The sequence below is a fragment of the Wielerella bovis genome (genome assembly GCF_022354465.1).
Lineage (GTDB): Bacteria > Pseudomonadota > Gammaproteobacteria > Burkholderiales > Neisseriaceae > Wielerella > Wielerella bovis.
Map to the genome: position 1 here is coordinate 664,411 of NZ_CP092361.1, position 25,624 is coordinate 690,034.

Here is a 25,624-nt window from a genome sequence, read left to right on the forward strand (position 1 = left end):
AAGATTATCATGCAGCCTGAAAATACAAAATGAAAGATTATCATGCAGCCTGAAAATTATTTTGGTGCTGAAATTGCTTGTATAGAAAGAATGAAATGTCTCAAAAAACCAAAAGCGGTCTGGGTCGTGGCTTGGATTCGCTGATTGCCGTTTCAGGCAGCCTGAATCAAGTAACAGATGGCGACCGCTTAACCACTATTGCAACTGCGGCTATTCGTACTGGACGTTATCAAGCGCGTGTGCAAATGGACGATGCCGCTTTGCAAGAATTGGCAGAATCTATCAAAGCACAAGGCGTGATTCAGCCGATTATTGTGCGCGAATACGGTTTGGATAGTTACGAACTGATTGCGGGCGAACGGCGTTGGCGTGCGGCGCAGTTGGCTGGTTTAACCGAAATCCCTGCTATTATCAAACAAATCAATGATAAAACCGCAATGGCAGTAGGTTTGATTGAAAACATTCAGCGTGAAAATTTAAATCCGATTGAAGAGGCGCAAGGTTTTCGCCGCTTGATTGATGAATTTGAACTGACCCATGAAACCGTAGCAGAAGCGGTTGGGCGCAGTCGCAGCGCAATTTCCAATAGTTTGCGTTTATTGAAATTGCCTGAACCTGTGCAAGAAATGTTGTTTAATCGCTATTTGGAAATGGGGCATGCGCGCGCGCTGTTGAGTTTACCTGTTAATGAGCAATTGGATTTAGCGCAAAAAGCGGTTAAAAATGGCTGGTCGGTTCGTGAAACCGAAAAACGCGGGCAAGCCTTGTTGCAAGATAAGCAGCCTGAAAAAACCAAACGCATTGACCCTGATGTGGCTCGCATTGAAGAAATGTTGGTAGAAAAATTGGGAGTGAATGTGGAAATCAAAACGCGTGACAGAAAAAAAGGGAGCGTGGTTTTGCATTTTGGGTCGGTTGAGGAATTTGAAGACGTTATTCGTTGTTTAGGTATACACGTTAATCACTAAAAATATATTTTCAGGCAGACTGAAACACAATGTAATTATTTTGGGAGTAAATATGGCAAAAAATATCGGTATTATCTTGGCAGGTGGTGTAGGCAGTCGCATGGGACTGGGCTATCCCAAACAATTTTCTAAAATCGCAGGGAAAACCGCATTGGAACATACGGTTAGTATTTTTCAAAATCATGATGAGATTGATGAAATTATCATTGTATCCGAAAAAAATCATCATAAACAAATTCAAGATATTGTCGCACAAGCTGGTTTTGATAAAGTCAATCGTATTTTATTTGGTGGTAAAGAGCGTACCGATTCTACTTTGTCTGCCATACAAGCGTTGCAAGATGAGCCTGCTGATACCAAACTGATTATCCATGATGCGGTGCGTCCTTTGTTGGCAGCCGAAGTGATTCATGAATGCATTGCAGCATTAGAAACATTTAATGCGGTTGATGTGGCGATTCCTGCAACTGATACCATTGTGCATGTGAATAATGAAACACGCGAAATCATCAATATTCCGCCACGCAAAGAATATTATCAAGGACAAACACCACAAGCATTTCGTTTAGGCACACTCAAAAAAGCGTATGAAATTTATGCGCAATCTGGGGAAGTGCACGCGACTTGCGATTGTGGCATTGTGTTAAAAACACTACCTGATGAAAAAGTAGGGATTGTAGGAGGCTCTGAAACCAATATTAAATTAACGCGCCCAGTCGATTTATTTATTGCTGATAAATTATTCCAAAGTCGTAGCCATTTTACCTTACGCAACATTACATCACTAGAACGCTTGCAAGAATTAAAAGGCAAAGTTTTGGTAGTATTCGGCGGTAGCTATGGTATTGGTGCAGATATTATTAAATTGGCACAACAGTTTGGCGCAAAAACTTATGGTTTAAGTCGTTCATCTGGTGTAGACGTTACTGATTTTGATGCTATTCAGGCTGCCTTGAAACAGATTCATGATACAGAAAAATACATTGACTTTGTGGTCAACACCGCAGCTGTTTTGGTGCATAAACCCTTGGCATTAATGAGCCGAGAAAGTGTAGAAGGCTGCATTAATGTGAATTATATGGGCATGGTCAATGTTGCTATGGCTGCGTATCCCTATCTAAAAGAAAGTCATGGTGGTTTTTTAAGCTTTGCATCAAGCTCTTATACGCGTGGTCGTCCATTTTACAGTATTTATTCGTCCACCAAAGCTGCAATTGTGAATTTAACCCAAGCATTATCTGAAGAATGGCAGCCTGAAAATATCAACATCAATTGTATCAATCCAGAACGTACTCAAACGCCGATGCGTTCCAAAGCATTTGGTATAGAACCGGAAGGCACGCTACTTGATTCTCGCACCGTCGCGCTGGCATCATTGGCAGTATTGGTCAGCAAGGAAACAGGTAATGTGATTAATGTGGTAATGCAAGACCAAGAATATATTCAACATCTTCTAGATGATTTGACAGAAGAATAAATATGGAACGTTTGCCACAGTTCATTTATTTGGATAGCAAAATTGTTGGGACAGCCAAACAAATCGCTACATTTTTTGAAGAAGGTATTTTTGCATCTGAAACAACGGTACTCATCAAAAAATACAAACACAAATCAGCCAAACAGATTGCAGCTATTTTCAGGCTGCATGGTATTGCGTACCGATTTGTGTTAGCACAAGATTTAGACACTTTACCTAAAGGTGTGATGTTTTACCCATTTAATGCCCAATCCAATTGTCGCGCTGTTGCCAATCGCCACTTAACGCATATTTTTATTACGCATGGTGAAAGCAATAAAGCTGCATCGGTCAAGCCGATTATTCGGATTTATGATTATGTACTGACGGCAGGACAAGCGGGTATTGACCGTTTTTTGGCGCACGGTATTTTTTCGCAGCATGATGTGGATAGTGGGCGATTAATTACCGCAGGCGATACTTTTATTGGTAAAACAGGATTGTCTAAACAGGGCAAAAAATGTATTTTCTATGCTCCAACTTGGGAAGGTGGTATTGAACAGGAAAACTATTCCAGCTTGGCGTATTGGCAACAAGTAGCAGAGCGCATTATCCAAAAAGTAGTAGAATATCAGATAGATACTCTGGTAATACGGTCGCATCCCAACACAGGACATCGCCTTGCGTACTATCAAGAAAACTTGTTTCAATTGGCAAAAACTTGTATGCAACATAATTTAAAAGTGATTGCATATCAGCCCAATTTAGCTTTATCGTTATTTCAACAATGGAAATGGAAAAAGCTAGGAATTAAGTTTTCAAGCAACCTGAAAGATTTTCAGGCTGTGTTTGCATTGTGTGATGTTTCAGCAATAGAAACGCAGTTGTTGAATGAGGATATCTCATACGAATTGTTCTACCCTGCGTATCAATCTACAATGGCCATTCCCAATTTGAATGTTTATCATGAAGTAGCACCCATGGATATTCAGGCAGCATGGCTGTCATTACATGATGCTGCACAACATAAAATTTATTGGATTAACACCCATTTTGAACAGATGGCTTTATCCAATCGCATCACTTTTTTAATCAATCAATTATCACAATACGAACGGAATTAAAACATAATGAAACTTTGGTTATTTGGTACGTACGCTTGGCAAGGCAATCCTAAAGCATTATTTTTATATATGGTGAAACATTGCGCTCAAACCCATGAATGCTGGTGGGTGGCGGACAATGAAATCGATGCTAAAAATATTCGAAAACTTACAGGTATTCAAAATGTTACATTCATGAATAGTAGCAAAAGTAAAGAACTTTTTGCGCGTGCAGATGTGTATGTAACAGAGAATTTTCGCGAAAATTATCCCTTTGAAATAAAGGAAAGCACCAAAATTTTCAATACTTGGCATGGCGTGGGTTTGAAGCATATAGAATTAGCATTGATAGGTAAAGGAATTAATCTAAATTATACTTGGATTGATAGTATTATTCGTAAAAATATTAAATATTCTTCTATATACCGAAATCAAACTATTTTTTTGGTTACATCAGAAAAAATGGAAGAGCATTTTTTAGCCGATGCTCCAATTTCATCTAAACATTTAGTTCGTGGCGTATATCCACGTAATATTGCATATAAAGATAATACTTTAAATAGTTTTACTTTAAACGATATTTTTCCGAAAAAAGAACATAAATATACAAGAATTACTTTATTTGCACCAACTCACCGTTTTAATTTGAATGGTATTTTAAATAAACTAATACCTGATTTTAATGCATTGGAGAAAGTGGCTAGTGAAAATAACCAATTAATTATTATTAAAGTTCACCCTTCAATGAAAAAAGACGCGTATTTTGGCGAAATGCAAGGCAAATACGAAAACAATTCACACATTTTATTCTGGGACGATCAATACGATATTTATGAAATTTTCCAACATATTGATGTAGCGATTGTGGATTATTCCAGTATTTTCTACGATATGCTAGAAGCAGGTGTGAATAAATTTATTCGTTATGTACCTGATTTGACAGAATATCAAAAAGATTTGGAATTGATTGGTGATTACATTGATTTGACCGAAGGTACCTTGATTCACGATTTCACATCTTTGTTGAATGAATTGCAAAATACGGAAATTCAAGAGATTGATGCCGAACGCAAACAATATTTGATGAACCACTTTTTCTCCTACGAAACAGATTCAGGCAGCCTGAAAAACATGATTCAGGCTGTGGATGATTGCATTTTGCAGCCCAGTCAATTAAAAGAATTGCATTCTTTTGATATTTTTGACACGCTTATTCGCCGCAGTACTTTAAAACCATTGAGTATTTTTGATTATGTGCGCGACCGTGCCAAGCAATCTGACATTGTGTTTCCTACTGCTTTGTTGGAAAACTGGGTAAATGTTCGCAATAAAGTGGAACACGATGTGCGCGACATGATGCGTAAAACCATTTTGGAACGTCAAAGCAATAAATTGGAAGTAACACTAGACCAAATTTATGCGCGTTTGCAGCACAACATGAATTTGTCTGATGAACAAATTGCATTTTTAAAGCAAGCGGAAATTGAAGCAGAAATTGCCCATGTTGAACCAATTCAAAAACGCATTGATTTCTTGTTTGGTTTGATTGCAGCAGGTCATGATGTGGTATTGGCGAGTGATATGTACCTACCTGAAAACGTTATTCGTGCTATGTTGATTCAAGCAGATGAGCGTTTAGCAGATGTACCATTGTACCTTTCAGCCAGCATTGGTTATCAAAAATCAACGGGTAAATTGTATCAACATATTTTCTTTGATTTGAATTACGCATACAGTCGTTGGGTTCACTATGGCGACAACAAGCATGCCGATGGTTCTGTGCCACGCAAATATGGCATTCAAACGATGGTGCATGATATTGACGATTTTATCCCATTTGAGGCAGCCTTAATTGAAGCGATGGACAACCACAACCGTTATCCAGCCTATCAGTTGGCGACCAAAATGCACCGCTATCGTACTCATTTGATTCAACAAATGGGTATGAGTAATGCCGTATTAGAACAGCAATATTATGCTTATGCCTATGTGGGCTCGGCGTTTGTGCCATACATTAATTGGGCGATTAAAGATGCTTTGAAACGTGGCTATGAAACCCTGTATTTTATTTCGCGTGATGGTCATTTCTTGAAACAAATTGCCGATAAAATCATTCAAATTCAAGGCTATGATATTCAGACCAAATACATTTACGGCTCGCGTAAAGTATGGCGTTTACCGTCTTTCATAGATAAAGTGGATGATGAAACTTTTGGTGGATTTGGCAATTTTGTGGGCATGGATTGCTTTGATGATTTGGTCAATGCCAGTTTTTTGAGTGAAGAAGAATTATTGACACTGTTCCCCGAATTTGGCAGCCTGAAAAATGCCAAGCATTTGCGTGGCGAAATTGCTGAAAACATTCGTGTGAAAATGAAATCATCAGCAGTTTATCATCAGAAAGTATTGGCATTGGCGGCAGAAAAACGTGCGATTGTACGCCAATATTTGCAGCAAGAAATCAATCCAGATGAAAAATTCGCCTTCGTAGAATTTTGGGGACGAGGTTACACCCAAGATACGTTTGGGCGCTTATTGAACGATGCGTTTGGTCGTGAAATCAACAACCCATTCTATTATGTCCGCAGCTTTACCGATGATAAAGGCACATCGGTACGCCACAATTTTGTGCTGACACCACAGAATTTTTCGTTTTTTGAACCGATTTTTGCCCAAACACCTTATGAAAGCATTTCCGCTTATCAAGAAAATGCGGGCAGAATTGAGCCAGTGATTGTACCAACGGATGCGACAAATTCCGAATGGTTGTTGTCAGGCATATTGGATTTTGTGTCGGATTATCTGTCATTGACACTGAATGATGCCGACTATTTTGATGCTGCCATTTCACAATTCACTTATCATTACCAATTGACCACGCATTCTGACCAGTTTTTATGTAATGTATTCAGTGAGTTGAAGGATAATATTTCCAGTTTTGGCGAAACAAAATCCTACGCGCCCAAATTGACTGTGAAACAACTGCAAAACATTTCATCAAAACAAGATTTAGATAAATTGACCTTATCCATTCCCATGTCATTGGCGAAAAGTGATGAAGAAACCATTGATTTTTATGGAAAAATTCAAAAATCACATAAATTGCCAGCAATCAATGTTACACCAGTGAAAATGGTGTATGCGGTTAATCCGATGGATAATTATGTGGTCAATGATACTGTGCCATTTAAAGTGAACAGTGTAAAAAACAACAGTTTTTATTTGGACGTGGCATTTAACGATAATACCAAACGCAAAGATATGTATTTGAAAGCTAATCATGAAATTGAAGTCATTGCGATTGACTATTTGAAAAATGGTGTACCACGTTTGCTGACGGCTTATGGATACATTACAGCCAATAAAGAGTGGGTAAGTATGCTGCCTGAATCAATACAACCTAAAAAAATGGTTCAAACTTCAATGGAAGAAGAAAAGCTTGGCTTAAAACAGCTTGATACAGGTGATACGGATGAAATTGTGGCAATAAGAAAACGTAAAATGAATAAATTAGCGCGTAATCCTTATGCTTTTTTCAAGGATTCAAAAAATCCTGCTGTTTCTTCATTGAGTATTTTATTTGATGAAAAAACAGTTATTGGGCGAATATTAACTCGTTTGGTAAAAAATCTTTTAACTTAGAACCTGTGTTCATAAAATGATAAAATATTTCTATGACTAGAAAACCTTACCCAACTGACCTAACAGACGCTCAATGGCAAGCCATTGAACCGTGTTTTACCAATTGCCGTAACAGAAAATGGGATAAACGCGAGCTGGTTAATGCTGCTTTGTACATTACCAAAACAGGTTGCCAATGGCGCATGCTGCCCTATGATTTTCCACCACATGATACGGTGTGGAGCTTTTATCGCAGAGCTAATCAATCTGGTTTATGGGATAAAATTCTTTTGGCATTGGTTCACAAAAACGTTTAGCAAACAATAAGCAAGCAATGCCAACTTATGCCATTATTGATTCACAAAGTGTGAAAACAGCCGCTGTTGCACAGGATAAAGGTTTTGATGGTGGCAAGAAAATCAAAGGTCGCAAACGGCATATTGCCGTAGATACGATGGGTAATCTGCTGGCTGTTGTTGTTCATGCTGCCAACATTCACGACACCAAAGCGGGTATTTTCGTGGCTCAAAAAGCGTTTGAAACTTATCCGAGTTTAAAAGGCTTTTGTGCCGATGCAGCTTATCGCCGTACATTTGAGCAAAATGTGCAAGATGAGTTGGGTTTATCTGTTGATATTTCAGTGAAAATCAAAGATGTCTCTTGGCAAGTTTTACCCAAACGTTGGATTGTGGAACGGACGTTTGCATGGTTGGGGTGGTCTCGGCGTTTGGCAAAAGATTTTGAGCAGACAATTTTATCTGCTGAAAATTTTATTAAACTGGGGTATATTTCACGAATATTAAAATTTATCAAATAATTATTTATGAACACAGGTTCTTAGTTTACAGTTTGTTATCTTCATTTTTACAGGGTAACATAATTGCTAATCTAATACAGCCACAATAAATAACGCGAACTCGGGATAAGAAATTTCATAAAAATTAAAGGGCAAACGTGATAATCTATTGTTTGCACACAACCAAGTATCACGAAAGCCCTTTAACATGGATTATCTTACCGCACTTTTCTGCCAAATTGATGATTTTTGCAAAGAATTTGAACCCAAATTCAATAGCAAATTGATTAAAAACAATAAAATTCGTAATAGACCAAGTTGTATCAGTACCGCAGAAATCATGACCGTACTGATTGCTTTTCATCAATATCGCATGCGTGATTTCAAAACCTATTACCAATGGCAAGTCCAATCCATTTGGCAGCGAGACTTCCCCAATATGCCCAGCTACAACCGCTTTTTGGAACTGGCTACACGAGCCTTACCTGCTATGTTGGTATTTTTAACCACCCAAATGGGCAAATGCACAGGTATAGGTGTGGTGGATTCAACCACTTTGTCGGTTTGCCACAATCGCCGTATTCACTCGCATAAAGTGTTTAAAAACATCGCGCAAAGGGGCAAAAGCAGTACAGGCTGGTTTTACGGTTTCAAATTGCATGCGGTATTTAACCACTTGGGTGAGCTGGTCAATTTTTGCTTAACCGCAGGCAATGTGGATGACCGTCAAGGTTTAAAACAAATGGCAAAGCACCTATTCGGCATTTTGGTGGCGGATAGGGGCTATATTGGAAAAGATTTAAGTGATTGGCTTAAAGAGAAATATGGCATTACTTTACTAACGGGTATCAAAAAAGGCATGAAACCCAAACAATACACAAGTGAGCAGAAAAAGCTGCTTAAAAAACGTGGTGTTATAGAAACCATTTTTGGGCAACTGAAAAATTTGTGTCAAATTGAACATACTCGGCATCGTTTGGAGCGTGGTTTTATCTTGAATTTGATTTCAGGTTTGACTGCCTATTGCCTGTTTCCTTATAAGCCAATGATGTTTGGAAAAAAGTCTTTGTTACCAATGAAGTAAGAAAGGCTTATCCCGAGTTCGCGTTAAATATATATTTGCATTATCAGCCATGATTGTTAATTTACAAAAAACTAATTCTAATTTATATGATGAAATTGTGGTTTATCATGATGATTTAACTGATGATGATTGTAGGGAATTTCTAAAACTAGAAACCAGAATTCGATTTATTAAATATGATTATATAGTCAATTCAAAATAAAATAGTACAATACCCTATTTTCTAGGATTTAAAAAATGGCACATTCAACTGAACTGCGAAATAAAGCATTAAATTATTATGAACAATGCAAAAATATCAGTAAAGTTTCCCAAGCTTACCAAATATCCAGAAATACACTCTACCTATGGATACGCTTAAAAGAGCAAACAGGCAGCTTAAATCATCAAGTAAAGGGACAAAATGCCAATAAATTAAACAGTCAAAAATTGGCTGAATATGTGCAACAACACCCTGATGCTTATTTATATGAAATAGCTGAACATTTTCATTGTTCAAAATCAGCCATTTTTTATGCACTCAAAAGAATGGGTATCACGCGTAAAAAAAGACCACCACATACAAAGAACAAGACCTAAATAAAGTAAAGCATTATTTAAATCAACTGGCTGAATTTTTTGATTATCAGCATGTTTATTTGGATGAAACAGGATTTGATACTTACTTGTTTCGTCCTTATGCGCGTAGTCCAAAGGGACAGGTCATCAAAGCCCAAATCAGTGGTAAAAAGTACCAACGTTTATCGCTTGTTGCCGCACAAATCGGCAATAAACTGATTGCACCAATGATTTATCAAAACACAATGACCAGTGCTTTTTTTGAAACATGGTTTGAGCAATGTTACCTGTAGAAATAAGAAATCTGTCATTATTTTAGATAATGCACGATTTCATCGTATGGGTATTTTGCGTGAAATGGCGCACAAATGGGGGCATAAAATTTTGCCGCTTGCGCCTTATTCACCAAAGCTTAATCCCATAGAACAAACATGGGCAAACATTAAGAGATATATGCGAACCATGTTACCTTGTGGAAGGCATTTTACTGATACGTTAGTGTCCTATTCTTATTTTAACTGACTATAAAAATTGGGAGGAAGAACATAAGCCTGTTACCACTACATTAGCAAAACAAATTTTATCTAGATACTCACATTTAGCATGGTCTAAATATAAAATATTTGAATTATTGCAATATTATAAAAGAGTACTGTATTTAGATTTAGATATAATAATTAAAGGTGATATTTCTGAATTATTTACATTAGAGGGAATTGCTTGGAGAAATGGTGATTCATTTCATAAAAAATTTGGCAGTAAATTAAAAGATTTCTCAGAAACAAAGAATATACCAGAAGATACAAGTACACCTAATGGTGGCTTAATCTATGTAAGTGATGTGATTGATTGGCAAAAAGCATTGCGAGATGGTAATGATTTTTTAGTTAAGTTTATGGATTATTACGAAGCAGGTATAGATGAATTGGTGTTAGCATGGGTAGTTTACCAGAATAAACTTAAACTAACCAGTTTAGATGTTTATACTTTTAATACATTTCCTCAAATGTATAAATTTTACACTAAAATAATACATTTTATGGGTGTGGAAAAGCCTTGGAATAGCGAACTAATGCAAATGGTTTATCCTGAATGGATTCAATATTTTGATGAAGCATATAAAACGATACAATTTACATCAGATGTCATTTAAGCTTGTATCTCAAAAAGTTCAATCATTGATTGAGCGTAATAGTAGAGTGTTCAAACTAACAGAGGATAATCGGGGGATTTATTTATATTCTGAAAAGTGCAGTTTGTCAGAAATTGCTAGTTTATTTGAATATTTTTACTCAAATACTAAGGATATTGTAAAAATTTCCGATTAATTAACAATATAAAATTATGAATATTTTAATCACAGGCGGCGCAGGTTTCATCGGCTCCGCACTAATCCGCCACATTATTGAAAACACAAACGATTCTGTTATCAATGTGGACAAATTAACCTACGCAGGCAATGTAGACAATCTCGCCAGCGTAGTCGATAATTCACGCTATGCTTTTGAGCAAGTGGACATCTGCGACCGCGCCGAATTAGACCGCATTTTCCAACAATATCAACCGACTGCCGTCATGCACCTTGCCGCCGAAAGCCATGTGGACAGAAGCATAGACAGCGCAGGCGAATTTATCCAAACCAATATTATTGGCACGTTCACGCTTTTAGAAGCAACACGAAAATACTGGAACAGCTTGTCGGAAAACAAAAAATCGGCTTTCCGTTTCCACCATATTTCCACAGATGAAGTGTTTGGCGATTTGTACGGCACAGATGATTTATTCACGGAAACAACGCCCTACGCGCCATCTAGCCCTTATTCCGCCAGCAAAGCCAGCAGCGACCACCTTGTCCGTGCATGGCATCGCACCTATGGTTTGCCGACCATCGTAACAAATTGTTCCAACAATTACGGCGCGTATCATTTCCCCGAAAAACTCATTCCACTCATGATTTTAAATGCGCTGAACGGCAAACCATTGCCCGTTTACGGCAACGGCTCACAAATCCGCGATTGGCTGTTTGTGGACGACCACGCACGCGCTTTGTACACCGTTATCACACACGGAGAAATTGGCGAAACCTACAATATTGGCGGTTTTAACGAGCAAACCAATTTAAACGTGGTTCAAAAAATTTGCGAATTATTAGAAGAACTTGCCCCCGAAAAACCGCAAGGCGTGGCACGTTATGCTGATTTGATTACCCACGTTACTGACCGTGCAGGACACGATTTGCGTTACGCGATTGACGCGCGAAAAATCCAACGCGAATTGGGCTGGGCACCACAAGAAACCTTTGAAACAGGTTTACGCAAAACCGTGCAATGGTATTTGGACAACAGAGCATGGTGCGAACGCGTGTTAAGTGGTGATTATCGGTTGGAACGTTTGGGTTTAGGCGGATAATTTTCAGGCTGTCTTTCATGACCCTATAAAATTTGGTGCCGCCTGAAAATTGAATAGCAAATAACCAAGCGTAGATACTGTCGCTCCTGTCAATCCCTAAAACTAAAAATGTAACGAATATATAGATAAAGAAATTAAAATTCGGTACACAACCAAGTAAAATAAAAAAACAAAGAGTGAATGCAATCCAATAACCAATCTTGACGTAAATGTTTAATCCAAGCCCAAGTGTGCTCAATTAAATTCAAATCAGGACAGTATGGCGGTAACCATAAAATCACATGCCCTGATAAAACAATAAGCTCTTGAATGTCCTGGCGTTTGTGAAAAGTCGCATTATCCATAACCAAAACACTGTTAGGTGGTAATTGTGGCAGTAAAACGTTTTGAACCCATGAATAAAACACATCTGAATTGATGCTGAATTCATACAAACCCACTGCAATCAATTGATTTTGGTACAGTGCGCCAATGGCATTGGTTGTGTTTTTGATTTGCCAGTTGTGATTGCCATGACAAACTTGTCCTCTTGGCGCATAGGCATAAGGACGATAAGTTTGGTTTTTAAAACCACTTTCATCAATATAAACAATAGGACGTTTCTCTTGCTCATACTGTTGTTTTAATGAGAGAAATTGTTCAATTGTTTCGGGTTGAGCTTTGGGGTGTTTAAGAATCTTTTTTTTGAGTGATTTTTAGCCGTTTAAGTGCCACACCAATGGCTCTTTGTGAACAGTTAAAGCGAACAGCGCGTTCTCTTTGAAAATCATCAGGAAATTGTTCTACGTCTTTTCGCAATAATTCATCATTGATTTTATTGGTTCTTTTGGGGTAGGGTTTACGTTCAATGCATTTTTTCCATAGTTGAATGGTACTGCGACTGATGCCATATTCCGCTGCCAATTCACGGTAGCTGTAACCCGAATTTAATTTTTCTAAAATCATTTGGCGATAATCTTGTGAATAAGCCATAACTGTTCTCCTGTGTGTACCGTTTATTTAATTCTACACCTATAGTGGATTCAATTTAAATCAGGACAAGGCGACAGCGACCAGTACATAAGGGAGCTGGCAACGCTGTACTGGTTTAAATTGAATTCACTTTATAATAATATGATTTTAGATAATCTTCCATTTCTTGTTGAATAGAACGAATAATTTTCAATGGGTTATTTGGTGGCTCATCAATATATTTTACACCCCTATCATCAACCAAAAACCACGTTGGATTAATATAAGCAAAATCCAAATAAGGATTATTTTCTATATTTTCCACTACCGCATTATCCGTACAACAACAAACCACATCACAAGCCAATTTTTTTGCAATATTTTTTACACAATCAAAATAAAATAATTTTTCAGGCGTAATCTGAATTTTATTTTGTATATAAATATCCAAAATACAAACCCATTCTATATCATCTTTACTGGGATAAAATTCAAATAAAACATCGGCTTGTTTAATATTAGGATTTTCCCAGTCATTATTTTCAATCTCAACAATATAACCCAAATGTTTTAAGGTATTTTGAATATCTTTTGAATCAGGAAATTTAGATAAAACCAAACTAATCAACATATTATCTTTTAAATTAAATTCTTCAGGCTGCCTGAAAAAATCTTATCTATTATTTTGCCCATTAACTCTCTAATTAAAGTTAATGTAAAGTGGCATACTTTTTAGATTAAATAAAAATAACCACTTGAATAATCAAGTGGTTATTAGCTTAAAATGGTGGAGGCGGGGGGAATTGAACCCCCGTCCGAAAGCTCTCTACAAAGTGTTCTACATACTTAGTCTTGCCAATTTAAAAATCTCATCTCCATATCGCCGACAGACAGGCTGTTTGGAAACCAGTTACCTAAAATCTCATCCCCTGCCAAGTAACCCGACAGAAAACCAGTCAATGTAAATGACGTTGCAGTGGGTTACCCCACACAGCCCATTGACCAACTGCTGCAACGGCTGGCATTAAGCTGCCAAAGCGTAAGTTTCGTCGTTTGCGACTATTTTTGTTCAGTGTTTTACGCGTAACTGAAAACGCGGTATGCCCACATTTGCTTCGCAACCCCCGTCGAAACCAAGGTCGCCCCCAAATGAGAAAACGCATTGTACCTGCTTTCAGGCAGCCTGAAAAGACTTTATAATACACGCCCACATTTCATCAACAAAGGCAGCCTGAAAAAATGTATGACGTAAACACACACGACGTACGCCGCTTTTTCGCCCACGTTTGGCAACACCGCTTTACGCCACTACAACTAGATGGCTTACAACAAAAAGCCTTGCGAATTTTAGAAGCTCATCAAGAATACGCCCACTATCTAGAAAACATCGAGCAATATTTAGACCACACATGGACACCTGAACAAGGCGAAACCAACCCATTTTTACACCTGTCCATGCACCTATCCATTCAAGAACAAGTCGCCATAGACCAACCATTTGGCATACGCGCCATTCACGCCCAACTGTGCGCCAAACACCATGACGATTGGGTCGCAGCCGAACACGAAATGATGGACGCACTCGCCGAAACCATTTGGGAAGCCCAACGCTACCAACGCGGTTTAGACGTCAATAACTACATGACCCGTTTACGCAAACTTATCCAACTCGGACAAGAAGACAACGCCCGCATCAATCCACACGAAGTCCCCTTATCCGACCAAATCAGTATGCGTGAATAATACTTTCAGGCTGCCTAATTCCCAAAAAGCAGCCTGAAAATCAACAAATTACACAAAAAAACAGCCTGAAAACATGATTTACCCTTGGCACACCGCCGCATGGCACACCCTTACCGCAAATTGGTATACCCAACCCAACGCATGGCTATTTGTCGGACGCGAACACACAGGCAAAACCGCCTTGGCACACCATTTTGCCCAAGCCCTATTATGCGAACAAGCATCCGCACAACACGAACCCTGCGGACAATGTCCATCGTGCCATCTGTTTACCCAAAACGCACACCCTGATTTTTACACCCTTACCCCAGAGCAGCCTGAAACCGATGGCAGCCGCAAATTATTGCAGATAAAAATTGATGCCGTGCGCGCCATATTGGAACCGCTGACCCAAACTTCCGTGCGCGGCGGACGGCGTGTCGTACTCGTTTCCCCAGCCGAAAGCATGAATATTCAGGCTGCCAATGCGCTGTTGAAAATGTTGGAAGAACCACCCACCGCCGTGATTTTTCTACTGGTTTCGCACAACCGCGACCGCGTTTTGCCCACCATTAAAAGCCGTTGTCGCCAATTTGCCTTGCCCACGCCATCACATCACGAAGCACTATCCTTTTTGCAACAACATCAAATAGATAATGCCGAAAATCTACTCGCCTTTCACAGTAGAGCACCCTTATTTGATAGGCAGCCTGAAAACGATGTTTTACGCGAAAATTTGTTGGATTTACTGGCAGAACCCCGTTTGCTCAAAATTTTGGATTACGCCGCAGAATTTGATAAACAAAAATTACCCTTGGCGATTTTGCTAGATTGGCTGCAAAAATGGACAGTAGATGTCTCGCTGGCAGCACAAAAAATTCAGCCGTTGTATTACCCACATCGTGCCGAACAGGCGCAAAAAATCGCCGTGAAAACCAATCCTGCTACACTTTTCCAATTTTCAGGCTGCCTAAATCGTTTGCACCCTTACGGACATCATAGCTTGAATGTTAAAATGCAAACTGAATATGTATTGAGCGAATATTTATCGCTGCTGACACGCAAACCCCGTTAATCATTTTTCAGGCTGCATAACTTCACGCAGCCTGAAAACCAAAATCTGTTGTTTTATTTGAAGGAAAAAATTATGAGCGCAAAACCTGCTCCTGCACCACAACAACAAGCTGCACCAGCTGCTCCTGGACGAATGCTGCAACTGCGATTGGAAAGTAAACCCATTATTTACGCCAGCTATATGTCATTTTTGGAATTTGGCGGCGTGTTTATGCCAACCAATGATTCATTCAAAATGGGCGAAGAAGTGTTATTGGTTTTGGAATTGGTCGGTCCTAGCAGAACCGAAAAAATGTTCATCAAAACCAATGTATGCTGGATTAACGCCAATCCAAGTGGTAGTGGTCGTCCCAAAGGTGTCGGCTTGGCATTTGGTAGCGATGAATCGGGTCTGAAAGCCAAAGAGCAATTTGAAGCAATTTTATCTGGCTTAATCCACAACGAACGTCCGACTTATACGCTGTAACATCTTTTCAGGCTGCCTTTTTTCATAGATTAGGCAGCCTGAAAAACGATTTGAGAATAAAAAATATGCAACTGATTGATTCACATTGCCACATCAATTTTGAAGGATTACGCGAACGCTTGCCCGAAGTGCTGGCAAATATGCACGAAAAACACGTCAAACAAGCATTGGCGATTAGCGTCAGCCGCGAAACCTTTGCCGAAGTGCTGCACATTGCCGAAACACACGAGCCAATTTACGCCAGCGTCGGTATTCACCCCGACAGCGAAACCGCCGCTGAATTTTCCGCAGACGAATTGGTGCAACACGCACAACACCCAAAAGTGGTCGGTATAGGCGAAACAGGGCTGGATTACCATTGGTGCAAAGGCGATTTAACGTGGCAACACAATCGCTTCATCACCCACATTCAGGCTGCCAAACGCGCCCAATTACCGCTGATTATCCACACACGCGATGCAGGTGCAGACACGCTGAAAATTTTGCGCGAACAACAAGCCGAAAAAATCCTCATTCATTGTTTTACCGAAGATACCGCATTCGCCAAAGCCGTGTTGGATATGGGCGGTTATATTTCATTTTCAGGCATACTCACATTCAAAAATGCCAAAGAAATCCAAGCAGTAGCACAATATTGCCCACTTGACCGCATTTTAGTGGAAACCGATGCGCCCTATCTCGCCCCCACGCCCTATCGCGGCAAACAAAATGAACCCGCGTATGTGTATCACACCGCCGAATTTTTGGCACAATTGCGTGGCGATACATTGGAAAATATCGCGGCACACACCACCGAAAATTTCTATCGTTTATTCAATAAAGTGAAACGTATTTAATCAAAAGGCAGCCTGAAAAATACCTTTATATAAATTCCATATAATATTTTTCAGGCTGCCTTATTTAAAATATAGTGGATTCAATTTAAATCAGGACAAGGCGACAGCGACCGCCGTGTACACCAAGTACATAAGGGAGCTGGCAACGCTGTACTGGTTTAAATTGAATTCACTATAAAAATCAAGGAAAAACAAATGTCTATCTCAATCCCACGCGGCGCAGTGATGGCGGACGTGGTCGCATACGAATTAAGCCAAGACGACAAACAACGCCTATTGAATCCAGCCGTTGGTGGCGTGATTTTGTTTCGCCGCAATTTCCAAAATATCGCGCAATTAAAAAAATTATGCAGCGATATCAAATCTTTACGTAGCCCAGAACTCATCATTGCCGTTGACCACGAAGGAGGTCGCGTGCAACGTTTTATTGATGGTTTCACTCGCCTACCTGCCATGCGCGTATTAGGCGAAATGTGGGACGAACACGGTCAAACCGCCGCCGAAGCTGCTGCCGAACAAGTTGGTTGGGTACTGGCAAGCGAATTGACCGCGTGTGGCGTAGATTTATCATTCACTCCCGTGCTTGATTTGGATTGGGGACAATGCGCCGTGATTGGCAATCGCAGTTTTCATCGGCAGCCTGAAATTGTTACCGCGCTGGCACTCGCCTTGCAACGCGGCTTAAATCGCGGTGGCATGAAATCGTGCGGCAAACATTTCCCCGGACACGGATTTGTATCGGGCGACAGCCATTTGACTTTGCCGCAAGATGACCGTTGCTTGGCGGATTTGCAAGCCGATATTGCACCCTTTCGCGCCCTATCAAACGCAGCTATGGCAGCAGTTATGCCCGCCCATGTGGTTTATCAGCAAGTGGATAATTTGCCCGCAGGTTTTTCCAAACGCTGGTTGCAAGAAATTTTGCGCGGCGAATTGGGTTTTCAAGGCGTGATTTTTTCGGACGATATGACAATGGAAGGCGCAGTCAGCGGTGGTGGCATCAAACAACGTTGTGAACGCGCATTTGCAGCGGGTTGCGATATTGTTTTGGTGTGCAATCGCCCCGATTTGGTGGACGAATTGTGCGCGGATTTCCCATCATACGAAAATGCACATTTGGCAACGCGCTGGCAATATATGGCGGCAAGTGTGTCGCCCGAACAAGCTACTGCGATGATGAACACGCCCGAATTTCAGGCTGCACAACGCATCACCGCGCAACTATCAACGCCAAAAGATGTGCAAAATGGCGTGAAAGTTGGCGAAGCGTTTTAATTGATAACGATTTTAGCTAAAATTTTCCACTAATTTATAACCAAATTTTGCAATAATTTATCCGTTTATTTGCGTTTATTTTGAATTTAAATTTATTTAATAAATCAATATCTTAATAAAACTTTCATCTATAATCAAAAATCTATATGTTTTCAGGCTGCCTTTTATTTATCAGCAAAAGGCAGCCTGAAAACATATGAATGATTATCAAATTTACATTTATCACACAATCAACCAAAATCTATCTGCAAAAAGACATTTCTTATCTTTTTTGAAACTTCATGATAAAAATTGTTATTTTTGAGATAAAATATTCTCGTATTTTTAAAAAATACAAAAGTAAATATCACACACTATATTCTATTTTTCCAACATCAGAAAGGACTTTATCATGTTACTCAACAAATGGATTGTTACGCTTATTTCTTGCGTTGCATTATCAGCTTGCGGTGGGCAAAACAGCAATACAGCAACCAATGCAAGTGCATCAACTGCTACGCCCACAACAGAAAAAGTTTTCCGTGTCGGTACCAATGCTGCTTTTGCACCCTTTGATTATTTGGATGAAAACAATGAAATCAAAGGCTTTGATGTGGATTTGATGAAAGCAATGGCGGAAACAGGCAATTTCAAAATTGAATACACCAACAAAACATGGGGCAGTTTATTTCCTGCGCTGAAAAATGGCGATATTGATATTGTGGCGGGCGCAGTAACGATTACAGATGAGCGCAAAGCTACTATGGATTTCACCGAGCCATATTATGAAATCACGCAAGTGGTATTGGTTGCGCCGAATAAAAATGTCAATACCATTGACGATTTGAAAAATCTGCAAAAAATCGGCGTGGTAACAGGCAATACGGGCGATTTGGCGGCGCAAAAAATCTTTGGTGCAACCAGCGATAAAGTGGCGCGATTCGAAACTGTGCCTGTGATGACCAAAGAAGTGGAAAATGGCGGTGTGGAAGCAGCAATCAGCGACAGCGCGGTAATTGAAAATTATGTAAAAAATAATCCAAACAAGGGTTTTAAAATTATTCAAATACCTGATTTCCAAGTGGAACATTATGGTATTGTGGTACGCAAAGGCGATACGGAAACCTTAAATATGCTCAATGATGCTTTGAAACAAATTCGTGCCAATGGCAAATATGATGAAATTAAAGCCAAATATTTTGGGTCTTAAACAATTGGCAGCCTGAAACCTGCAAAAATTCATGAGTTTCGGTACGCCCATTCAATTTAAATCATGACAAAGCGACAGCGACCGCCGTGTACACCTAGTACATAAGAGAGCTGGCAACGCTGTACTGGTTTAGTGAATTCACTATCATATAACCAAAAATCTTTACAAAACTCAAAGCTGTAGTAGGTTGGATTCTTGAATCTGATATTTCCCATATATATTAACTATTTGTTTTTTTATTTAAAAATTATCATAATCAAGTATTCAACCTACTCGTTTTCAGGCAGCCTGAATAGATTTTGCAAAGGTTTTTATCTGTGTTTTATTTTAACCAACTATTATCATTCACTATACATAAACAAAGTGCTAAAATTTTGGTTCATTCAATCTATTTTACAGTTCAAATGCACACTGAATTTGAACAAAAATAATCAAGGATTTTTATGCACACTCAACTTCCTTTCTTCGCACTGATTCAAGTCTCGGGCGATGACCGACATACTTTTCTGCACAACCAACTTTCCAATGACATCAATCATTTGCAAACAAATCAGGCCTGTTACGCCACTTACAATACGCCCAAAGGTCGTGTGATTGCCAATATGATTGTGTACAATACAGGCACGGATATTTTGCTTGCTGTGGCAGCAGATTTGGCAGAAATTTTACTTAAACGATTGAAAATGTTTGTGTTACGCGCTAAAGTACAATTAACTATTTTGCCAGATTGGGGCGTTTCAGGCAGCCTGAAAGACAATATGGCGATTGTTTATCCCAATGAACCTCATTTGGTTTTACCATGCAATGCACAAAATGAAATTTTTTTACCACACGGAGGCAGCCTGAAAATTGCACCAAAAAATGAATTGCCTGTGTATGATGCCGCTGCTGAATCTGCATGGAATACGCATGAAATTGCGTGCGGTTTCCCATGGATTTGTGCTGCAACAACAGAAACTTGCGTGGCACAAATGTTGAATCAGCACACGATTGGTGGCGTGCATTTTCGCAAAGGCTGCTACCCTGGACAAGAAATCATTGCGCGTGCCCAATATCGTGGACAAGTGAAACGTGGCTTGGCGGTGGCGCATAATCAGATAAATCAAACAGTTGGTGCGCCAGTATTAGATACGAGCGGTGCGGAAGTTGGCTTGGTTATTAATGCGCAAGGCAGCCTGAATTTGTTGGTTATCAAGCATGGTATGGCAAAAGCAAAACTGTATGATTCCTCAGAAAATCCATTTGAATTAAAACATTTATTTTTCGATTTGAATGATGGAACATAAATACAAGAAGGCGACCTGAAGCTGTTGTAAAACCCGAAACGGTAAGTCGGATTTTTGAATCTAACATTGTCCATATTTAACAAGCATTTGTTTCTATATGAAATTTATGGATACAAGTATCTGACCAACGAGCTTTCAGGCAGCCTGAATGACAATCATATGGATGTATAGTCATTTATAGTGGATTCAAAACATATTAGCCATAGAAAAATAAAACACCTCCCCATACACTGCCGCCTTTTTCTCCAACGCCAAAGGATAAGCACGTGAACTAGATGGTAAACGATGCAGATATAGTTCACGCCCTAAAAATTTACTGCGCACACATTGCCCGATTTTGGGGATAGTAGTATCGCTAGGTAACTGCGACAATAAAGTTTGTGTGGCAAGTTCGCCTGTGGTGATGATGGTTTGGCAATGTGGGATTTGTGCCAATAATTTGGTTAAATCCACCGCTTCCACAATTTGCAAAAATTTATCTGAAGCATTGCCTTGCAGACGTTTCACGCGATAAGCGGTATCGTAAATGGCAATGCCTTTTTCTTGTAGAAAATCGCGGATTTGTTGTTCGTGAAAGGTTTTGTTTGGTGTGTCAATAAAATGGTCTTTGTCGCCGAAAAACACCAAGCCAAAAATCCGCCACATATCGTTGTTGAAATTGGGGTAGTAGAAATTCATTTTCCAACGGGTTTGGGGTGGTGGGAAACTGCCTAGCATTAAGATTTTGGCGTTTTCGGGGAGAAATGGGGGCAGGGGGTGGGTTTCAATTTCAATCATTTTCTAATAAACCACTTTGTTCCAAAGCCTGACACAATTCAGGTTTCAAACGCCAAATAAAATAATTCGTTTCCTGTTGCCACCAGCCTTCAAAAAACAGCGTCCACCATTGAAACGTGCCATTGCCACGCCGATTAAACAGCAGTTGTTCGCCATAATGACGATGAATTTTTTGGTTGTATCCGCCAATCATCATGTTGATGGTAGAATGCGGACTTTTGGTGTAGCCCATTTGTTCGCCAATAATGCCCGCGCGGTTTTGATGATTGGGGCTGCGGTAAACCGTCAGCAAAATTTGCAGGGATTTTGGGGTGCTTAATTTGGGGTTATGCAAAACTTTGAGCCATTCTTCAACGGTTAAAGTGGTGGTGATGTTTGGAGTCATGATTGGTGTCTCAATGTGTTTACAGGCAGCCCGAAATATCAAAAAACAACGTTTCAACTTCGCAAATGCATCAGCTATTTTATTGAAATTTGGATAGAAAAAATATTTCCCAAATAGGTTTGGGTGGTAGGAAACCACCTAACATCAAGATTTTAATAGTCTCTGGCAGGAAAGATTTCAGGGGATAGGGCAATCATATTTTTTTACTTAAATATATATTTTCTCCAAAAGCTTTTTTATCCATCATTTCCATTGCAGCCTTTTCTACAAGACTAATCATATCAATTCTAGGAATATGTTCATTTGGGTATATATTTTCTATCCAATCTTGATTAAAATCTAGGTGTTCGAATAGTTTTGCTCGAACCAATAATTCATCATAAGCAATAGAATTTCTTTCATTACTTTTACTCCAACCATAACTATTAAATAAAATTAAAAATAATACATTAGATGGAATCAATCCACGAACCAAACCAAAATATTCATTTTTATCATCATTTTCAATCTTCTCAGTATTTTTTATATATTTTAATATGCGAAAAAGAATTATGAGATAAGGTTTAACTATTTTATTACCATTAATCAATTGTTCTAATTCAGTCTTAATGGCAGATAAATTTTTATCAATATGATTTTCTTTAAAATATCTTTCAATAATATTAATAGCCTCATCAGAATGTTCAATAACTATCTTATGTTGTTCTTTATAATCTTGGTCGGATTTTTTACAAAAAATTTGATATGTTGGATTATATAACTCATGTTTGGTATTTATTTTATTTTCTTCATTATATATTGATTTCAATGAGTTTCTTAATTTAATCACTTCCTCAATATTATTCTTCCTTTTTGTTGTATGTAATTTACATAATAGTTCTTGATAAATAAGTATATCATCAGGATATTTAAAATTGTATTTCCGAATAATATTAACAATTTCTTCATTTAATTTTTCCACCCCCTTTTTAAAAGATTCATTCTCCATTAATTTATTGTGTTCATTTAATAAGATTTGAAATAAATTTTCAAATTCTGTACTTTTTTGGTTTTTGAAAGTTAAATAACTGAACCAAACTAATCCGATTGCAGAAATAATTGTACCGATTGTATTAAACGACTCTATCAAATTAAACTTATCTCCCAAGTTAAACCAATCACATTTTGATTCCACTGGATTGCAGAGGGAGAAAGGATAATTGAAAACTATCAATAAAATAATAAAAATAACCAATAAGCTCAATACTATACTTGATAAAAATATAACTATTCTATACATATTAATCTCCAAATAATTAATTTCAGGCAACCTGAAACTTTTCGGAACGTATTTTCAGGCTGCCTGAAATTTAAAAAAATCAACGTTTCAATTTTGCAAACGCATCTGCCATTGCCGAATTGGTCGGGGCTTTTTCGCGTTGATTTTGCGGTTTATTGGGGCGCGATGATTTTTCAGGCTGCCTGAAATCGCGTTTCTCCGCTTTTTCCGCAGGCTTGTCATCATCCAAACGCATGGTCAGCGCAATGCGTTTGCGTGCCGCGTCCACTTCCACCACTTTCACTTTCACCAAATCGCCTGCTTTCACGACTTCGCGCGGGTCAGCAACAAATTTATTGGACAAAGCCGAAATATGCACCAAACCGTCCTGATGCACGCCAATGTCCACAAACGCGCCAAAATTCGCCACATTGGACACCACGCCTTCCAAAATCATGCCGACTTGCAAATCGCTGATTTCATTGATACCTTCCGCGAAACTGGCGATTTTGAATTCGCCGCGTGGGTCGCGGTTGGGTTTTTCCAATTCCGCCAAAATGTCCATAATGGTCGGCAAACCAAAGCGTTCATCAATAAAATCAACGGCTTTGATTTGCGCGATGTGTTCGCGTTTGCCGATTAAATCACTTGCGCTAATTCCTTGTTTTGCCAACATTTTCGCTACGACAGGATAGGCTTCGGGGTGAACCGCGCTCGCGTCCAAAGGTTCAGTACCACCTAAAACGCGTAAGAAACCTGCCGCTTGTTCAAAGGTTTTTTCGCCCAAACGTGGCACTTTCAACAAAGTTTTGCGATTAGGGAACGCGCCATGTTCATCACGATAGGCAACAATGTTTTTCGCAAGCGTTTGATTTAAACCAGAAATTCTTGCCAATAAAGGCGCAGAAGCCGTGTTCACATCCACGCCCACCGCATTCACGCAATCTTCCACCACCGCGTCCAGCGATTTCGCCAACGCGCTTTGATTCACATCGTGCTGATATTGCCCCACGCCAATGGATTTCGGGTCAATTTTCACCAGTTCCGCCAAAGGGTCTTGCAAACGCCGCGCAATCGACACCGCGCCACGCAAACTTACGTCCAAATCGGGGAATTCCGCCGCCGCCAACTCGGACGCGGAATACACGGACGCGCCCGCCTCCGACACGACAATTTTATGCAAATCATTGATAGACAATGATTTTAATAACTCGCCAGCCAGTTTATCGGTTTCGCGGCTGGCGGTGCCGTTGCCGATGGCAATCAGTTTGATGTTGTGCTGTTTGACCAAACGCGTCAAAATGGATAAAGCATTGTTTTCTTGATGTAAATAAACAACGGCGGTTTCCAATAATTTGCCTGTGTCATCCACCGCCGCCACTTTAATGCCCGTGCGAAAGCCAGGGTCTAAACCCAAAGTCGGCAAACGCCCAGCAGGCGCGGCAAGCAATAAATCTTTGAGATTTTTGGCGAAAACGGTAATCGCGTCCGTGTCCGCCAATTCTTTTAATTTGGAAAAGGCTTCCAATTCCAGCGACAAAAACATTTTCGCGCGCCAAGTCAGGCGAATCGTGTCGCGCAACCATTTGTCGGCTGGGCGATTTTTGTCTTGCAAACCAAAGTGTTGTGCGATGATTTTTTCGTATTCGGATGGCTCGGTAATGGGCGTTTCGTCTGGCTGATATTTTAAGGCAGCCTGCAAAATGCCTCCGTTGCGACCGCGCAAAATCGCCAAAGCGCGATGACTGGGCATGCGCGACACGGCTTCGCGGTGGTCAAAATAATCTTTGAATTTTTCGCCTGTTTCTTGTTGTCCATCAATCACTTGGGCGTGGATTTCGGCTTCACGCCACAATTTTTCGCGCAACACGCCCAGCAATTCCGCGTCTTCGGCAAATTGTTCCATGAGAATGGCGCGCGCACCGTCCAATGCGCTTTTAATATCAGGCACTTGCTCGTTCAAAAACGACTGCGCGAAGGTGTCGGGGTCGGTTTCAGGCTGCCTGAAAAGCGTGTCCGCCAAATCCTGCAAACCGTTTTCGCGCGCGATTTGGGCTTTGGTGCGGCGTTTGGGTTTGTAGGGCAAATACAGGTCTTCCAGCGCGGTTTTGTTGTCGCAATCTTCAATTTGCTGGGCGAGTTCGGGCGTGAGTTTGCCTTGTTCTTCAATGCTTTTCAGGACGGTGGCTTTGCGTTCCACCAGTTCACGCAAATAGGTCAGGCGGTTGGCGAGCGTGCGCAGTTGGGTGTCGTCCAGACCGCCCGTCATTTCTTTGCGGTAACGCGCGATAAAGGGGACGGTTGCGCCTTCGTCTAATAATTGGATGGCTGCCTGAATTTGGGCTTCGGTGGCTTGGAGTTCGGTGGCGATGATGTTGTTGATATTCATAGGGTTACTTTCTTTAAAAAA

General features: G+C 39.8%; 23 protein-coding genes, 1 other RNA gene and 1 pseudogene. 17 read left to right on the forward strand and 8 right to left on the reverse strand.

Features of this window, described 5'->3' with window-relative positions; translation table 11 throughout:
- The first annotated feature begins 95 nt into the window (after positions 1-95).
- From MIS45_RS03425 to rfbB, 10 genes and pseudogenes are all read left to right on the forward strand, one after another.
- A complete protein-coding gene (locus MIS45_RS03425; protein ID WP_249450999.1) occupies positions 96-968 on the forward strand; it encodes a ParB/RepB/Spo0J family partition protein in 873 nt (290 codons plus the stop codon).
- A gap of 52 nt (positions 969-1,020) precedes the next feature.
- Positions 1,021-2,445 carry a bifunctional cytidylyltransferase/SDR family oxidoreductase gene (locus tag MIS45_RS03430; RefSeq protein ID WP_249444615.1) on the forward strand — a complete coding sequence of 475 codons (1,425 nt, stop codon included), beginning with the start codon at positions 1,021-1,023 and terminating at the stop codon, positions 2,443-2,445.
- A 2-nt stretch (positions 2,446-2,447) separates the two neighbouring features.
- Positions 2,448-3,548, forward strand: coding sequence for a hypothetical protein (locus MIS45_RS03435; protein WP_249451000.1), 1,101 nt, complete (start codon positions 2,448-2,450; stop codon positions 3,546-3,548).
- Between the two features lie 6 nt (positions 3,549-3,554).
- Positions 3,555-7,169, forward strand: a complete 3,615-nt coding sequence (locus tag MIS45_RS03440; protein ID WP_249451001.1) for a CDP-glycerol glycerophosphotransferase family protein — start codon at positions 3,555-3,557, stop codon at positions 7,167-7,169.
- Positions 7,170-7,201: 32 nt separating this feature from the next.
- The gene (locus MIS45_RS03445; protein ID WP_249451002.1) at positions 7,202-7,465 is read left to right on the forward strand and encodes a transposase; all 264 of its coding nucleotides are present in this window, start codon (positions 7,202-7,204) and stop codon (positions 7,463-7,465) included.
- Positions 7,466-7,482: 17 nt separating this feature from the next.
- Positions 7,483-7,965, forward strand: coding sequence for a transposase (locus tag MIS45_RS03450; RefSeq protein ID WP_249441775.1), 483 nt, complete (start codon positions 7,483-7,485; stop codon positions 7,963-7,965).
- Between the two features lie 187 nt (positions 7,966-8,152).
- Positions 8,153-9,028: an IS982 family transposase gene (locus MIS45_RS03455; RefSeq protein WP_249450967.1), complete on the forward strand. Its 876-nt coding sequence runs from the start codon at positions 8,153-8,155 to the stop codon at positions 9,026-9,028.
- 237 nt (positions 9,029-9,265) lie between these two features.
- Positions 9,266-10,108, forward strand: a pseudogene (locus MIS45_RS03460) (IS630 family transposase).
- Between the two features lie 109 nt (positions 10,109-10,217).
- Entirely contained in the window at positions 10,218-10,739 is a 522-nt protein-coding gene (locus tag MIS45_RS03465) for a hypothetical protein (RefSeq protein ID WP_346766865.1), read from the forward strand.
- A gap of 191 nt (positions 10,740-10,930) precedes the next feature.
- On the forward strand, positions 10,931-11,995 hold the full coding sequence (gene rfbB / locus MIS45_RS03470) for a dTDP-glucose 4,6-dehydratase (RefSeq protein ID WP_249451007.1): 1,065 nt from the start codon (positions 10,931-10,933) through the stop codon (positions 11,993-11,995).
- Between the two features lie 134 nt (positions 11,996-12,129).
- On the opposite strand, the gene MIS45_RS03475 is transcribed toward rfbB, so the two are convergent.
- From MIS45_RS03475 to ssrA, 4 genes are all read right to left on the reverse strand, one after another.
- Entirely contained in the window at positions 12,130-12,672 is a 543-nt protein-coding gene (locus MIS45_RS03475) for an IS630 family transposase (RefSeq protein ID WP_346766869.1), read from the reverse strand.
- Entirely contained in the window at positions 12,665-12,967 is a 303-nt protein-coding gene (locus MIS45_RS03480; protein ID WP_249441922.1) for an IS630 transposase-related protein, read from the reverse strand. The genes MIS45_RS03475 and MIS45_RS03480 overlap by 8 nt, the downstream gene beginning before the upstream one ends.
- A gap of 115 nt (positions 12,968-13,082) precedes the next feature.
- Positions 13,083-13,577: a hypothetical protein gene (locus MIS45_RS03485; RefSeq protein ID WP_249451008.1), complete on the reverse strand. Its 495-nt coding sequence runs from the start codon at positions 13,575-13,577 to the stop codon at positions 13,083-13,085.
- Between the two features lie 154 nt (positions 13,578-13,731).
- Positions 13,732-14,093, reverse strand: a transfer-messenger RNA (tmRNA) gene (gene ssrA / locus MIS45_RS03490).
- Positions 14,094-14,185: 92 nt separating this feature from the next.
- On the opposite strand from ssrA, the gene MIS45_RS03495 reads away from it, so the two are divergent.
- The 7 genes from MIS45_RS03495 (at position 14,186) to ygfZ (ending at position 20,794) form a co-directional block, all read left to right on the forward strand.
- Positions 14,186-14,689, forward strand: coding sequence for a DUF1841 family protein (locus MIS45_RS03495; RefSeq protein WP_249443286.1), 504 nt, complete (start codon positions 14,186-14,188; stop codon positions 14,687-14,689).
- 73 nt (positions 14,690-14,762) lie between these two features.
- On the forward strand, positions 14,763-15,743 hold the full coding sequence (gene holB, locus MIS45_RS03500) for a DNA polymerase III subunit delta' (protein ID WP_249451010.1): 981 nt from the start codon (positions 14,763-14,765) through the stop codon (positions 15,741-15,743).
- A 72-nt stretch (positions 15,744-15,815) separates the two neighbouring features.
- Positions 15,816-16,208: a PilZ domain-containing protein gene (locus MIS45_RS03505; RefSeq protein ID WP_249447333.1), complete on the forward strand. Its 393-nt coding sequence runs from the start codon at positions 15,816-15,818 to the stop codon at positions 16,206-16,208.
- 65 nt (positions 16,209-16,273) lie between these two features.
- The gene (locus MIS45_RS03510; protein ID WP_249451011.1) at positions 16,274-17,044 is read left to right on the forward strand and encodes a TatD family hydrolase; all 771 of its coding nucleotides are present in this window, start codon (positions 16,274-16,276) and stop codon (positions 17,042-17,044) included.
- 195 nt (positions 17,045-17,239) lie between these two features.
- Entirely contained in the window at positions 17,240-18,319 is a 1,080-nt protein-coding gene (nagZ, locus tag MIS45_RS03515) for a beta-N-acetylhexosaminidase (RefSeq protein ID WP_249451012.1), read from the forward strand.
- Between the two features lie 391 nt (positions 18,320-18,710).
- Positions 18,711-19,508 carry a basic amino acid ABC transporter substrate-binding protein gene (locus tag MIS45_RS03520; RefSeq protein WP_249451014.1) on the forward strand — a complete coding sequence of 266 codons (798 nt, stop codon included), beginning with the start codon at positions 18,711-18,713 and terminating at the stop codon, positions 19,506-19,508.
- A gap of 443 nt (positions 19,509-19,951) precedes the next feature.
- Positions 19,952-20,794: a CAF17-like 4Fe-4S cluster assembly/insertion protein YgfZ gene (gene ygfZ / locus MIS45_RS03525; protein ID WP_249451015.1), complete on the forward strand. Its 843-nt coding sequence runs from the start codon at positions 19,952-19,954 to the stop codon at positions 20,792-20,794.
- Positions 20,795-20,980: 186 nt separating this feature from the next.
- Here the strand turns inward: ygfZ and MIS45_RS03530 are convergent, their stop codons facing one another.
- From MIS45_RS03530 to MIS45_RS03545, 4 genes are all read right to left on the reverse strand, one after another.
- Positions 20,981-21,571, reverse strand: a complete 591-nt coding sequence (locus MIS45_RS03530) for a uracil-DNA glycosylase family protein (protein ID WP_249451016.1) — start codon at positions 21,569-21,571, stop codon at positions 20,981-20,983.
- Positions 21,564-21,956: a hypothetical protein gene (locus MIS45_RS03535; RefSeq protein WP_249451017.1), complete on the reverse strand. Its 393-nt coding sequence runs from the start codon at positions 21,954-21,956 to the stop codon at positions 21,564-21,566. The genes MIS45_RS03530 and MIS45_RS03535 overlap by 8 nt, the downstream gene beginning before the upstream one ends.
- 193 nt (positions 21,957-22,149) lie before the next feature.
- Positions 22,150-23,235, reverse strand: a complete 1,086-nt coding sequence (locus tag MIS45_RS03540) for a putative phage abortive infection protein (RefSeq protein ID WP_249451018.1) — start codon at positions 23,233-23,235, stop codon at positions 22,150-22,152.
- 79 nt (positions 23,236-23,314) lie between these two features.
- Positions 23,315-25,603: a Tex family protein gene (locus MIS45_RS03545; protein WP_249451020.1), complete on the reverse strand. Its 2,289-nt coding sequence runs from the start codon at positions 25,601-25,603 to the stop codon at positions 23,315-23,317.
- Between the last annotated feature and the right edge of the window lie 21 nt (positions 25,604-25,624).